The organism is Streptomyces sp. NPDC101490, from assembly GCF_044767145.1.
Classification (GTDB): domain Bacteria; phylum Actinomycetota; class Actinomycetes; order Streptomycetales; family Streptomycetaceae; genus Streptomyces.
In genome coordinates this window covers 85224-97485 of the sequence record NZ_JBIWNI010000023.1, presented here as the reverse complement: position 1 = coordinate 97485, position 12262 = coordinate 85224, and the positions used below count along the sequence as shown (strand labels likewise).

Sequence of the window (12262 nt, the reverse complement as noted above, 5' to 3'; positions counted from 1 at the left end):
CGGGCGCCCCGTTGGTCTGGCCGCCGGGAAGCTAGGCGGTGTCCTGGCCGGGGCGGCGGATGCCGAGCGACGCGGTGGTGGACCGGCTCACCAGGAGGACCAGACCGGTGACGGCCAGGGCGGCGACGACGATCCCGGCCGGGATCACTCCCGGGGTCTGGAGCATCTGCCAGGCGACCGGCAGGGCGAGGAGCTGGGTGATCACGGCCGGGCCCCGGCTCCAGGACCGGAGCAGCCACAGCCCACGGGCCGCGACGAGCGGGATCAGGCCGAGCGCGACGACGGTCAGGGCGCCCACGATGCCGCCGGGCAGGTCGCCGGAGTCCGAGGTCAGGGCGTGCGCCAGCAGGAAGACGCCCCCGCCGACGAGCCCGACGCCCTCGGCGCCTGCCACGGCCGCGGCGGCGGTGACGCGGGGAGGTCGGGGGGTCTGCTCCGTGCTGCTCATACAGGGCAGGGTAGCGGGGTCGCCACCGGGCGGCGGCGACCGGGCGAGGGCGTCCACGGATCGGGCCGGGCTGGGACCGGTACCGCCGAGTAGGTACCCTGGCGCTCATGCGCGCACTTCTCGTGGTCAATCCGGCAGCCACCACCACCAGTGCCCGCACCCGTGACGTACTCATCCACGCGCTCGCGAGCGAGATGAAGCTGGAGGCGATCAGCACCGAGTACCGGGGGCACGCGCGCGACCTGGGCAGACGGGCCGCCGACTCCGGGAACATCGACCTCGTGGTGGCGCTCGGCGGCGACGGCACGGTGAACGAGGTCGTCAACGGACTGCTGCACGGCGGGCCCGATCCGGACCGGCTCCCGAGCCTCGCGGTCGTCCCCGGCGGCTCGACGAACGTCTTCGCCCGCGCCCTCGGACTGCCGAACGACGCCGTGGAGGCGACCGGCGCGCTGCTGGACGCGCTGCGTGAACGACGCGCACGGACGGTGAGCCTCGGGCTCGCCTCGGGAACGCCCGGCACGGACGACGAGTCCGTCCCCTCCCGCTGGTTCACCTTCTGCGCCGGCCTCGGATTCGACGCGAGCGTCATCGGCCGGGTCGAACAGCAGCGGGAACGCGGAAAGAGATCGACGCACGCTCTCTACATCCGCCAGGTGCTGCGGCAGTTCCTGGAGGAGCCGAACCGCAGGCACGGGACGATCACCCTGGAACGCCCCGGCGCGGAGCCGGTCGAGGATCTGGTCCTCTCCATAATCTGCAACACCTCCCCCTGGACCTACCTGGGCAATCGTCCGGTGTACGCGTCCCCGGAGGCTTCCTTCGAAACCGCGCTCGACGTGCTCGGGCTGCACCGTCTGTCCACTCCGGCGGTGGCCCGGTACGCCACCCAGCTGCTCACTTCGACCCCGGAACGGGGCCCTCGCGGCAAGCACGCCGTGACGCTGCACGACCTCACCGACTTCACCTTGCATTCGAAGGTCCCGCTCCCTCTCCAGATGGACGGAGACCACCTGGGACTGCGTACGAGCGTGACGTTCACAGGCGTACGCAATGCACTGCGTGTGATTGTGTGAGTGGAAGGGCCCAAAGTCCTTTCACTCGAACGTTTAGGCGCGCATCCACCCCTTAGAAGTACGGCTGTGACCTAGCCGACACCGAGGAATCAAAAAAAACTTTCCGGAAGGGGTTGTATCCGCTGCCGAGGTTTGCGAGTCTCTTCTTGGCGATCGGGACGGCCCGCAACACCAGCCTCCACTGAGAGCCAGAACCCCTCCTCAAGTCTTAGGACCACACCAGTTCACCTGGCAGTCGGCCCTTCCCTTGCGGGGGGATTCGTGAAAGCGTTCACATTCACAAGCAACCCGCACGTAATACCAAGAGAGGTAGCAGCCATGGACTGGCGTCACAACGCCGTTTGTCGTGAGGAAGACCCGGAGCTGTTCTTCCCCATCGGCAACACCGGTCCTGCGCTGCTGCAGATCGAGGAAGCCAAGGCCGTCTGCCGCCGCTGCCCCGTCATGGAGCAGTGCCTGCAGTGGGCGCTCGAGTCCGGCCAGGACTCCGGCGTCTGGGGTGGCCTCAGCGAGGACGAGCGCCGCGCGATGAAGCGCCGTGCCGCTCGCAACCGGGCGCGTAACGCCAGCGCCTGACGCCCACCGACAGCCTGAGGCGAGCGGCGCATACATCGCGTATGCATTCACCGCACTTGAGCCGCAGCGCGCAGCATTAACCCACACAGCATTCGAGCCCCGGACCGAATTCACTTCGGTCCGGGGCTCGCTGCTTTTCACCGACCGGTTTTCGGTGACCAGAACTTCACCGCCCGTGACAGAACTCTCCGTCACGGGCGGTCACTTGAGCGGTCGTCTCACTTCTGCGAGCGCACGGGAATGTCCAGAACGACCTTCGTGCCCCGAACGGAACCCGGCAGCATGTCGAAGGAACCGCCCAACTCCCCTTCCACCAGGGTCCGTACGATCTGCAGTCCGAGATTTCCGGCGCGCTTGGGATCGAATCCCTCGGGCAGTCCCCGGCCGTCGTCCTGAACGGTGATCAGAAGCCGGGCGTCGGCCCTGGACTCACCCCGTACGGCGGTGACTTCGACGGCGCCCTCGTCGCCGGGAGCGAACGCGTGCTCCAGGGCGTTCTGCAGGATCTCGGTGAGGACCATGGAGAGCGGGGTCGCCACCTCGGCGTCGAGAATGCCGAAACGGCCGGTGCGCCGACAGCTGATCGGGCCCGGGGAGATCTCGGCGACCATCGCGATCACCCGGTCGGCGATCTCGTCGAACTCGACGCGCTCGTCCAGGTTCTGAGACAGCGTCTCATGGACGATCGCGATCGAGCCGACGCGCCGCACGGCCTCGTCGAGGGCCTCGCGGCCCTGGGCCGAGTCCATCCGCCGCGACTGGAGGCGCAACAGGGCCGCCACCGTCTGGAGGTTGTTCTTCACCCGGTGGTGGATCTCCCGGATGGTGGCGTCCTTGGTGATCAACTCGCGCTCGCGGCGGCGCAGTTCGGTGACGTCCCGGAGGAGGACCAGCGAACCGATCCGGGTGCCCTTGGGCTTGAGCGGGATGGCCCGCAGCTGGATCACCCCGCCGTTGCCCTCGACCTCGAACTCGCGCGGCGCGTACCCGGAGGCGAGCGTGACCAGCGCCTCGTCCACCGGGCCCCGGGACGGGGCCAGTTCGGCCGTGATCTGGCCGAGGTGCTGGCCGACCAGGTCGGCGGCGAGGCCGAGCCGGTGGTACGCGGAGAGCGCGTTGGGCGAGGCGTACTGGACGATGCCCTCGGCGTCCATGCGGACGAGTCCGTCGCCCGCCCGGGGCGAGGAGTCCATGTCGACCTGCTCGCCGGGGAAGGGGAAGGTCCCGGCGGCGATCATCTGCGCGAGGTCGGAGGCCGACTGGAGGTAGGTCAGCTCCAGCCGGGAGGGGGTGCGGACGGTGAGCAGATTGGTGTTGCGGGCGATGACGCCGAGGACCCGGCCCTCCCTGCGGACCGGGATGGACTCGACCCTGACGGGCACCTCCTCGCGCCACTCCGGGTCGCCCTCGCGGACGATCCGGCCCTCGTCGAGGGCGGCGTCGAGGAGCGGGCGCCGGCCGCGCGGCACCAGATGTCCGACCATGTCGTCCTGATAGGAGGTGGGGCCGGTGTTCGGCCGCATCTGGGCGACGGAGACGTACCGCGTGCCGTCGAGGGTGGGCACCCACAGGACGAGGTCGGCGAAGGAGAGGTCGGAGAGCAGCTGCCACTCCGACACCAGCAGGTGGAGCCACTCGAGGTCGGAGTCGCTCAGGGCGGTGTGCTGGCGCACGAGGTCGTTCATGGAGGGCACGGTGCGAGCGTACCCGTGGAGGAAACGGGCGGTGAACCTGGATCTCCCGGGCCCCGTGCTGGAGGATGGACCGGGAAAGACCGCGCTCCTGTGGATGGACAGACAAGAATGGTCTAGTCCACAATGAACGCATCAGAGCCTCCGGCCTCCCCGCACAGGAGGACGGAACGAGGTACCCGGCGCTCTCTGCCCTGACTGCGCCGAGACCTCCCACGACGGCCGAGGGACCGCACACCCCCGGCCGGAGCAAACTCCGGGCTGCGGTGCCGGACGGGCTGAGGGTCCCGTCGGGCGCCGCGGCCCGCGGGTGTTTCCGGGGCCGCTGGCCGGGCGGACGGACGGACGGGCCCCAGGAGTCGGGGCGGCGGGAGGATCGGCCCCCCGGACCACAGGGCCCCGGAGAAGCCTCAGGGGCCCCGGCGGCGCTCTCCCCGGCCCTTACGGGGCCCCCTGGCCCCTACCCTCACCGCTGCCCCTGCGGGTGCCTCCCGCGCGGCCCCCGGGGTTCGAGTGGCCGGGGGGAGCGCGGCGTCCGACGATGGACGGCGGGGGCGTCCGGGGGGCGGAACGGCACGAGGGGAAGGCCCCTCCTCTGCTAGATTTGTCCTTAGATTGGTCTATACCACACGGTCCCTCACCAGCCCCTCACCAGATCGGCAGGCACAGCGTGGAAGTTGTCATCGTCAAGGACGCCAAGGCGGGCGGGGAACTCATCGCGGACGGCATCGCCGGCCTCCTGCGCCGCAAGCCCGACGCGCTGCTCGGCGTGGCCACGGGCTCGACTCCGCTGCCCATCTACGACGCCCTGACCGCCCAGGTCCGGGCCGGTGCGGTCGACGCCTCCCGGGCCCGGATCGCCCAGCTGGACGAGTACGTCGGGCTGCCCTCGGGCCACCCGGAGTCGTACCGCTCCACGGTGCTGCGCCAGGTCGTCGAGCCGCTCGGGCTCCCCGAGGACGCCTTCATGGGCCCCGACGGCTCCGCCGAGGACGTCCTGGCCGCCTGTGAGGCCTACGACAAGGCGCTGGCCGAGGCCGGTGGCGTGGACCTCCAGATCCTCGGCATCGGCACCGACGGGCACATCGGCTTCAACGAGCCGTGCTCCTCGCTCGCCTCCCGCACCCGGATCAAGACGCTCACCGAGCAGACCCGCGTGGACAACGCCCGCTTCTTCGACGACGACATCGAGCAGGTGCCGCACCACGTCATCACCCAGGGCATCGGCACCATCCTGGAGGCCCGCCACCTGGTGCTGCTGGCCACCGGCGAGGGCAAGGCCGAGGCCGTGGCGCAGACCGTCGAGGGGCCCGTGGCGGCGCTCGTGCCCGCCTCCGCGCTCCAGCTGCACCCGCACGCCACGGTCGTGGTGGACGAGGCCGCCGCCTCCAAGCTGAAGCTCGCGGACTACTTCCGTCACGCCTTCGTCAACAAGCCCGCCTGGCAGGGCATCTGAGCCGCCCGTGACCCGGCGGCGGTCGGCCGCCCGGTCACGGCGAAGGGCCCGGCACCTCTCGGTGCCGGGCCCTTCGCGTACTGCCGGAGCGGCTGTCAGGCGCCGGTTCCGGCGACGGCCTCCGCGGCCGCGCGACCGCAGACCCGGGCCGCGCCGTGGGTGGCGATGTGCAGGGCCCCGCGGGGCTCCGCCTCGTTCAGGCCCATCTCCACCACGACGGTGTCGGGGCGGGCCGCGACGAGCGCGTCCAGGGCCTGGCCCATCCACGGGTGCCGGTGGACGTCACGGACGACCGCCACGACCCGCCGCTCCCCCGCGGCGGCGAGGACGGCGTCCACGGAGGAGTCGTCGGCGTACGAGCCGGTCTCCGTGCCGGGCAGCAGCCGGTCCAGCTCCGCCGCGATGCCCCAGGGCGTCTCGTCGCCCACCGCGAAGTTCGCGACGGGAGTGAAGGCGGCCACGTAGGGGGCGCTGGTCAGCGGCGTGTGCGGCTCCTTGCCCCGGGTCACCTTCAGGGCCCGGCGGGCGGCGACGAGTCCGATGTCGGCGCCGGGCGCGGTCCCCTCCTGCACTGCCGCGCCCGACGCCGATTCGGCCCCCCTGGCCCGGTGGGACTGGGTCCAGGCCGCCAGGGCGCGCACGCGCGCCGCGGCGTCGGCCAGCCGCTCCTCGGGCAGTTCACCGGTCCGTACCGCGTTCACCAGCGCGTCGCGCAGCTGCAGTACGGTCCCCTCGTCGCACAGGCCGCCGCCGACGCAGATGGCGTCGGCGCCCGCGGCGATGGCGAGGACGGAGCCGCGCTCGATGCCGTAGGTCGCCGCGACGGCCTGCATCTCCATGCCGTCGGTGACGATCAGGCCCTGGTAGCCCAGCTCCTGGCGGAGCAGACCGGTGAGGATCTGCGGGCTCAGGGTGGCCGGACGGTGCGGGTCGAGCACGGAGAGAAGGATGTGCGCGCTCATGACCGCTTTGGTGTCCGCGGCGATGGCCGCGCGGAAGGGCACCAGCTCACGGGCGTGCAGGGTGGCGAGGTCCACGTCGATCCGGGGCAGCGCGTCGTGCGAGTCGACGTTGGTGTCGCCGTGCCCGGGGAAGTGCTTGGTGCAGGCCGCGACCCCGACGCCCTGGAGGCCGTCGACGTACGCCACGGTGTGCCGGGCGACCAGGTCCGGGTCCGGCCCGAAGGACCGGACGCCGATGACCGGGTTCTCGGCGTTGGAGTTGACGTCGGCGGAGGGCGCCCAGTTCAGGTCGATGCCGCAGCGGGCCAGCCTGCTGCCGAGCTCACGGGCCACGGCCCGGGTCAGCTCGACGTCGTCCACGCTGCCCAGCGCGTAGTTGCCGGGGAACGAGGAGCCCTGCTTGACCTCCAGGCGCGTGACGTCGCCGCCCTCCTCGTCGATGGCGACGAGGACGTCGTCCCGCTCGGCCCGCAGCTGCGCGGTGAGCGCGGCGAGCTGCTCGGGGCTGACGACGTTCCGGCCGAAGAGGCCGACGGAGGACAGTCCCTCGCCAATGCGGCGGAGCAGCCAGTCGGGGGCGGTGGTGCCGACGAAACCGGGCTGGAGCACCGTGAGCGCGTCACGGGTCAGCGTGTCGGTGCCGTGTACGAGTGTGGTCATGGGAGCCGTTATCCCTTCACCGCGCCGGCGGTCATGCCGCCGACGGCCTTGCGCTGGAGGAAGAGGAAGACGATGAGCACGGGCAGTGCGAAGAGCGTCGAGGCGGCCATGGTGGCGCCCCAGTCGCTGCCGAACGCGGTCTGGAACTGGGTCAGCCAGAGCGTCAGCGTCTGCGACTCCTTGTCCTTGTTCAGCATGAGGATCATCGCGAACTCGTTCCAGGCGGTGATGAAGCCGAAGAGCGAGGTCGACATCAGGCCGGGGGCGAGCAGCGGGAAGATCACCTTGCGGAACGCCTGGCCGCGGGTGCAGCCGTCGATCTGGGCCGCCTCCTCCAGTTCGACCGGGACGGCGGCGATGAAGCCGCGCAGGGTCCAGATCGTGAAGGGGAGGACCATCACGAAGTAGATGAGCGTGAGCATCGGGATGCTGTTCAGCATGTCGTTCTCACGGGAGATCATGTACATCGCGATGACCATGACCTCCCAGGGGGCCATCTGCGCCATCATCACGATGAGGACGATCCCCTTGCGCCCCTTGAACCTGAGGCGGGCTATCGCGAAGCTCGCGGCCAGGGCGACGAGCAGGGCGAGCAGCACGGCACCGATGGTGACCATGAGGCTGTTGGTGACGTACGTCCAGAAGAGGTCGACACCGGTCGCCGTCGTGTAGTTCTCCAGCGTCGGCGTGAAGACGAAGACGGGGTCCTTGGTCATGATCTCGTGCTGCGGCTTCAGCGAGGACGAGAACATCCAGTAGACCGGGAAGACGAACACCACCGCGATGACGAGGGCGCTGACGTTCTTCACGACCGCGCCGACCGTGACCGGCTTCCTGGTGCGCAGCTTCTGCGGAGTCGGGGTGGTGGTGCTCACAGCTCCTCCTCCTCCTTCAGGATCAGGCGGAAGTAGAAGGACATGACCGCGATGAGCATCACGATCGTCAGGATGGAGATGGCGGCGGCGACGCCGTAGTGGAACTGTCCGACGCCCTCGATGTAGGCGTAGACCGGGAGGGTCTCGGAGCCTCGGTCGGGGCCGCCCTGGTTCATGGCGTACACCTGGGCGAACGCCTTGAAGATCCAGATGATCTCCAGGAACGTGGTGATCATGAAGAAGGACTTCAGGTTCGGGAAGACCACGGCCCAGAAGGTGCGCCAGCCGCTGGCGCCGTCCATCTTCGCGGCCTCGTACAGCTCGGAGCCGATGGTGGTCAGGCCCGCGTACATGTTGAGCGCGACGAACGGCACCGATCCCCAGACCAGCAGGATCAGGATGATGACGAGGGCGTCGAAGCCGGTCTCGAACCAGTTGTGCTGCTCGTAGCCGGAGAAGCCGAGCGTGCGCATGACCCAGTTGACGACACCGAACTGCTCGTCGAAGAGCCACCGGAAGACGGTCACGGAGGCGACGATCGGCATGGCCCAGGCGAACATCAGGGCCAGCGAGAGGACCAGTCGCATCTTCTTGCCGAGGCGGTTCAGGAGCAGGCCCAGGCCCGTGCCGATCGCCATGATCAGGAGGACGTTGATGGCCGTGAAGGCGACGCTTCGGAGCGCGACGCCCCAGAACTCGGAGTCACCGAGGAGCTCGGTGTAGTTGTCGAAGCCGATCCAGACCGTCTCGCGGGTGATGAATTCCTTCCGGTTCAACTGCTGGAAGGAGAGGATCACATTGCGGATCAGCGGGTAGAGCAGCAGCACCGCCATCGACAACAGGGCGGGCGCGACGAGCAGGTACGGCAGCACCCCGCTGGGCAGGGAACGTCTGCCACGCGGAGGCTGAAGGACTTCCTTCGAGCCGGAAGGGGGTGGCGGAGTCTGAGACTTCCCTGCCGCCCTCCCGGGCGCGTCCTGGGAACCGGCGGTCGCCGTCCCCTGGGAGTCCACGGTCATGGTCTTATTCCTCGCGGTTCTGGGGCTCCCGCGCCCACCGAGCCACGGCCCGGGGGAGCGGGCCGCTGGTCACTGCATCACTGCAAAGCGCCGATGGTGCGGCCGGTGCGGTACCGACCGCACCATCGGGCTACGGGTTACTGCTGGTTGATGCGCTCGTTGATGACCTTGTCGGCGGCCTCGCCGGCCTTCTTGGCGTCCTCGCCCTTCAGGACCTTGGTCATGTAGTCCTTGATCGGGTTCGGGGCGGTCTCGACGTTGGCCCAGCCCGGGGTGACCGGGGTGACCTTGCCGGAGACGGAGGAGGCGGCCATGGCCTCGGCGAAGGAACCGGCGGCCGGCTTGAACTGCGCGGCGTCGCTGTTCGGAAGCAGCGCGCCCGAGGTGGCGGCGGCGTACTTCGTCATGAAGTCCTTGCCGGCGGCGAGCGCCAGCCACTCCTTCGCGAGCTCCTTGTTCTGGGAGCGCTCGGAGATGGCGAGGTTGGAGCCACCGAGGAAGACGGAGCCCGGCTTGTCGGCCGTCTTGCCCGGGATCGGGAAGTAACCGAAGTCGGCGGTCTTGCCGGCCTTCTTCATGGCGTCGATCGCGCCGCCGGCCTCCCAGCCGAGACCGATCCAGGACGACACGCCACCCTTGGGGATGATGTCGGTGGACTGCTGCGGGGTCGCCTCGTCCTTGTCCTTCGGAGCGGTCGAGTAGGACGCCAGCTCCTTGTAGAAGTTCATGGCGTTGGCGGCCTCGGGGGAGGACAGGTTGCCCTTCCACTTGTCGCCGTCCTTGACCGCCAGGTCGCTGCCCTCGTCCCAGACGAGACCGGCGAGGACGTACCAGGACTGACCCGGCAGGTAGATCGCCTGCGACTTGGGGTCGGCGGCCTTGAGCTTCTTCAGCCCGTCGATCCACTCGGCGCGGGTCTTCGGCGGGGTGACCTTGGCCTTCGCGAAGGCGGCCTTGTCGTAGACGACGACGCGGTTGGCGGCGTACCACGGAGCCGAGTAGAGCTTGCCGTCCAGCTCGTTGGAGGCGACCATGCCCTTGTTCCAGGCGTCGTAGCCGAGCTTGGCCTTGTCGCCGGACAGGTCGGCCAGACCGCCGGTGACCGCGTAGCCCGCGGTCTGGGTGTTGCCGAGCTCCAGGACGTCCGGCGGGCTGTCCTCGGAGAGGGCGGTGGTGACCTTCTCCTGGATGCCGTTCCAGATCTGCTTCTCGACCTTGACCTTGACGCCCGGGTGCTTGGCCTCGAAGGCCTTGTTCACGTCGGCCATCCAGGCGTCCGGCGCGGAGCCGTCCATGACCCAGACGGTCAGCGTCTTGTTGCCACCGGCGGACGGCTTGGCGCCGTCCTTGCCCTTGTCACTGTCGGAACCGCCACACGCTGCGATGGAGACCATCATGCCCGCGACGCCGATCGCCGCGATGAGCTTGCGCTTCACGCCACCCTCCTCAGGGATGCTGCAACCCCTGCCCACCGCGCGAAGACATACGTCGGGTAGTGCTCGTGGGGCTGGGACCTGGTCTTTAATGGTTTAGACCAGTACCCGGAGCTTGGCCTAGACCTTTAGGGGTGTCAAGGGTGTATAAGAAGGGCAGTCGCGTCCGTTATCGGACCGACACCTGAGGGAGGGCGACGACCCGTGACCGGTCCGTGCCACCATGTGAGCCGCGACAGACGGAGGAGCCGGTGACGGCAGCAGCACAGGAGTCGGGAAGGCAGGCCATGGCCACGGACGCGGGCAGCACGGAGACGGAGAACGGGACACCGATCCGTACCGCGCGCGTGCCCAAGTACTACCGACTGAAGCGGCATTTGCTCGACATGACGGAGACCCTGCCGCCCGGCACCCCGGTCCCGCCCGAGCGTACGCTGGCCACCGAGTTCGACACCTCGCGCACCACCGTGCGCCAGGCCCTCCAGGAGCTGGTCGTCGAGGGCCGCCTGGAGCGCATCCAGGGCAAGGGCACCTTCGTCGCCAAGCCCAAGGTCTCCCAGGCCCTGCAACTCACCTCCTACACGGAGGACATGCGCGCCCAGGGCCTGGAGCCGACCTCGCAGCTCCTCGACATCGGTTACGTCACTGCCGACGACACCCTCGCGGGGCTGCTCGACATCACGGCCGGCGGACGGGTGCTCCGCATCGAGCGGCTGCGGCTCGCGAGCGGTGAGCCGATGGCGATCGAAACCACCCATCTCTCCGCGAAGCGGTTCCCCGCCCTGCGCCGCTCCCTTGTGAAGTACACCTCCTTGTACACCGCCCTCGCCGAGGTGTACGACGTGCGCCTCGCGGAGGCCGAGGAGACCATCGAGACCTCCCTCGCCACCCCGCGCGAGGCCGGACTGCTCGGCACGGACGTCGGCCTGCCGATGCTGATGCTCTCCCGCCACTCGCTGGACGCCCAGGGCGAGCCGGTGGAGTGGGTCCGGTCGGTCTACCGCGGCGACCGGTACAAGTTCGTGGCGCGCCTGAAGCGACCCAACGACTGAGCTAACGCCGCACCCGCGCGTGAGGGAGGGGGCCGCCGAGACATCGGCGGCCCCCTCCCTTCTGCTGTTCCGGCCCGGCGGGCCCCGCTGCGCGTCGTCGCCGCACCCAAGGCTCTCCCTGCTCTCCCCGCTCTCCCCACTCTCTCTGCTCTCCCTGCTCTCTCCGCCCTCCCCGTCCCCGGGCCCTCCCGGCGCCCCGGCGACCCGTGCCGTCCCTGTCACGCCCCGACCCCTTCCGGACGGCAGCAACGTGACACCCCCGATGAACGCGCTGGTCAGAGGCGCTCCCGGCAGCCACCCCCGAGGTGGCGCCAAACGACCGGGCGGTTGCTGCCACCCGTGAACCACTGACAGTCCGCCCCCGTTCGAGCATTCTTGAACATGTCGAAAGGGCCCCACTGAGGGGCAATCGACACATTCCACCGAATCCCGAACCCGTCAGAGGGGTACTCGCCATGCGCTCGTCCGCCCGCCGTCTCGTCCTCACCGCCGTCGCCGCCCCGCTCGTCGCCGCCGGCGCCCTCCTCGCCACCGCCGGACCGTCCGTCTCCGCCGCCCCGGCCGACGGCGCCCCCCGGACGCAGACCGCCGCCGACCCGGCCGCCGCCCCCCTTCCCGCGCCGACCGGTCTGCCGACTCCGTCCGCCAGCCCCTCCGACGGCTTCTCGTGGGGCTGACCGGCGCCTCCACCGCGTCACGAGACCGTCCCCCTCTACCGCAGGACCCGCCATCTTCCTCATCGGCATCTCGATGTCCGCGGCCGCCGCGGCGGGCACCGCACGCCTCAGCCCCAGCGGCGTACTCGCGGCCCTGTACCGGGCCCTCGATCCGACGGATCCCGTCGAGACCGCCCGCGCACTGGTGACGGAGTACTCCGTCCGGGTCGCGCTCTGCCTCGACTGCCACGACGAACTCGAGGCCGTCGGACGTGCTCTGGGCATCTGTCTGCGGATGCTGGGGCGCTCGCCCGAGTTCGAGGGCTACGGCATCGCCGACTGCAGACTCCTGTGAACC

At 69.8% G+C, this 12262-nt stretch carries 12 protein-coding genes; 6 read left to right on the top strand and 6 right to left on the bottom strand.

Features of this window, described 5'->3' with window-relative positions; all coding sequences use genetic code 11:
• Positions 1 to 31: 31 nt before the first annotated feature.
• Positions 32 to 448, bottom strand: coding sequence for a hypothetical protein (locus ACIRQY_RS29880; protein ID WP_351781770.1), 417 nt, complete (start codon positions 446 to 448; stop codon positions 32 to 34).
• A gap of 107 nt (positions 449 to 555) precedes the next feature.
• Between ACIRQY_RS29880 and ACIRQY_RS29875 the strand changes: the two genes are divergently transcribed.
• Positions 556 to 1524, top strand: a complete 969-nt coding sequence (locus ACIRQY_RS29875) for a diacylglycerol kinase family protein (protein ID WP_351781767.1) — start codon at positions 556 to 558, stop codon at positions 1522 to 1524.
• 318 nt (positions 1525 to 1842) lie between these two features.
• A complete protein-coding gene (locus ACIRQY_RS29870) occupies positions 1843 to 2100 on the top strand; it encodes a WhiB family transcriptional regulator (protein ID WP_003953983.1) in 258 nt (85 codons plus the stop codon).
• Between the two features lie 218 nt (positions 2101 to 2318).
• On the opposite strand, the gene ACIRQY_RS29865 is transcribed toward ACIRQY_RS29870, so the two are convergent.
• Positions 2319 to 3785, bottom strand: a complete 1467-nt coding sequence (locus tag ACIRQY_RS29865; RefSeq protein ID WP_351781765.1) for a histidine kinase N-terminal domain-containing protein — start codon at positions 3783 to 3785, stop codon at positions 2319 to 2321.
• A gap of 676 nt (positions 3786 to 4461) precedes the next feature.
• Between ACIRQY_RS29865 and nagB the strand changes: the two genes are divergently transcribed.
• Positions 4462 to 5247 carry a glucosamine-6-phosphate deaminase gene (gene nagB / locus ACIRQY_RS29860; RefSeq protein ID WP_351781763.1) on the top strand — a complete coding sequence of 262 codons (786 nt, stop codon included), beginning with the start codon at positions 4462 to 4464 and terminating at the stop codon, positions 5245 to 5247.
• A 95-nt stretch (positions 5248 to 5342) separates the two neighbouring features.
• Here the strand turns inward: nagB and ACIRQY_RS29855 are convergent, their stop codons facing one another.
• From ACIRQY_RS29855 to ACIRQY_RS29840, 4 genes are all read right to left on the bottom strand, one after another.
• Positions 5343 to 6869 (bottom strand): glycoside hydrolase family 3 protein, encoded by a 1527-nt coding sequence (locus ACIRQY_RS29855; RefSeq protein WP_403930888.1) that lies wholly within the window; start codon positions 6867 to 6869, stop codon positions 5343 to 5345.
• Positions 6870 to 6877: 8 nt separating this feature from the next.
• Entirely contained in the window at positions 6878 to 7744 is an 867-nt protein-coding gene (locus ACIRQY_RS29850; protein WP_403930886.1) for a carbohydrate ABC transporter permease, read from the bottom strand.
• Positions 7741 to 8763: a carbohydrate ABC transporter permease gene (locus ACIRQY_RS29845; RefSeq protein ID WP_403930884.1), complete on the bottom strand. Its 1023-nt coding sequence runs from the start codon at positions 8761 to 8763 to the stop codon at positions 7741 to 7743. The genes ACIRQY_RS29850 and ACIRQY_RS29845 overlap by 4 nt, the downstream gene beginning before the upstream one ends.
• Positions 8764 to 8900: 137 nt before the next feature.
• Positions 8901 to 10199 (bottom strand): extracellular solute-binding protein, encoded by a 1299-nt coding sequence (locus tag ACIRQY_RS29840; RefSeq protein WP_403930882.1) that lies wholly within the window; start codon positions 10197 to 10199, stop codon positions 8901 to 8903.
• Between the two features lie 284 nt (positions 10200 to 10483).
• On the opposite strand from ACIRQY_RS29840, the gene ACIRQY_RS29835 reads away from it, so the two are divergent.
• From ACIRQY_RS29835 to ACIRQY_RS29825, 3 genes are all read left to right on the top strand, one after another.
• Positions 10484 to 11248, top strand: coding sequence for a GntR family transcriptional regulator (locus tag ACIRQY_RS29835; protein ID WP_351782293.1), 765 nt, complete (start codon positions 10484 to 10486; stop codon positions 11246 to 11248).
• A 455-nt stretch (positions 11249 to 11703) separates the two neighbouring features.
• Positions 11704 to 11925: a hypothetical protein gene (locus tag ACIRQY_RS29830; protein ID WP_403930880.1), complete on the top strand. Its 222-nt coding sequence runs from the start codon at positions 11704 to 11706 to the stop codon at positions 11923 to 11925.
• Positions 11926 to 11998: 73 nt separating this feature from the next.
• Positions 11999 to 12259, top strand: coding sequence for a hypothetical protein (locus ACIRQY_RS29825; RefSeq protein WP_351781753.1), 261 nt, complete (start codon positions 11999 to 12001; stop codon positions 12257 to 12259).
• Positions 12260 to 12262 lie beyond the last annotated feature (3 nt).

Excerpts from the sequence above, each read along its gene's own strand:
- ACIRQY_RS29880 (WP_351781770.1), bottom strand. The coding sequence starts at position 448 with ATGAGCAGCACGGAGCAGACCCCCCGACCTCCCCGCGTCACCGCCGCC.
- ACIRQY_RS29875 (WP_351781767.1), top strand. The coding sequence starts at position 556 with ATGCGCGCACTTCTCGTGGTCAATCCGGCAGCCACCACCACCAGTGCC.
- ACIRQY_RS29870 (WP_003953983.1), top strand. The coding sequence starts at position 1,843 with ATGGACTGGCGTCACAACGCCGTTTGTCGTGAGGAAGACCCGGAGCTG.
- ACIRQY_RS29865 (WP_351781765.1), bottom strand. The coding sequence starts at position 3,785 with ATGAACGACCTCGTGCGCCAGCACACCGCCCTGAGCGACTCCGACCTC.
- ACIRQY_RS29855 (WP_403930888.1), bottom strand. The coding sequence starts at position 6,869 with ATGACCACACTCGTACACGGCACCGACACGCTGACCCGTGACGCGCTC.
- ACIRQY_RS29845 (WP_403930884.1), bottom strand. The coding sequence starts at position 8,763 with ATGACCGTGGACTCCCAGGGGACGGCGACCGCCGGTTCCCAGGACGCG.
- ACIRQY_RS29835 (WP_351782293.1), top strand. The coding sequence starts at position 10,484 with ATGGCCACGGACGCGGGCAGCACGGAGACGGAGAACGGGACACCGATC.
- ACIRQY_RS29830 (WP_403930880.1), top strand. The coding sequence starts at position 11,704 with ATGCGCTCGTCCGCCCGCCGTCTCGTCCTCACCGCCGTCGCCGCCCCG.
- ACIRQY_RS29825 (WP_351781753.1), top strand. The coding sequence starts at position 11,999 with ATGTCCGCGGCCGCCGCGGCGGGCACCGCACGCCTCAGCCCCAGCGGC.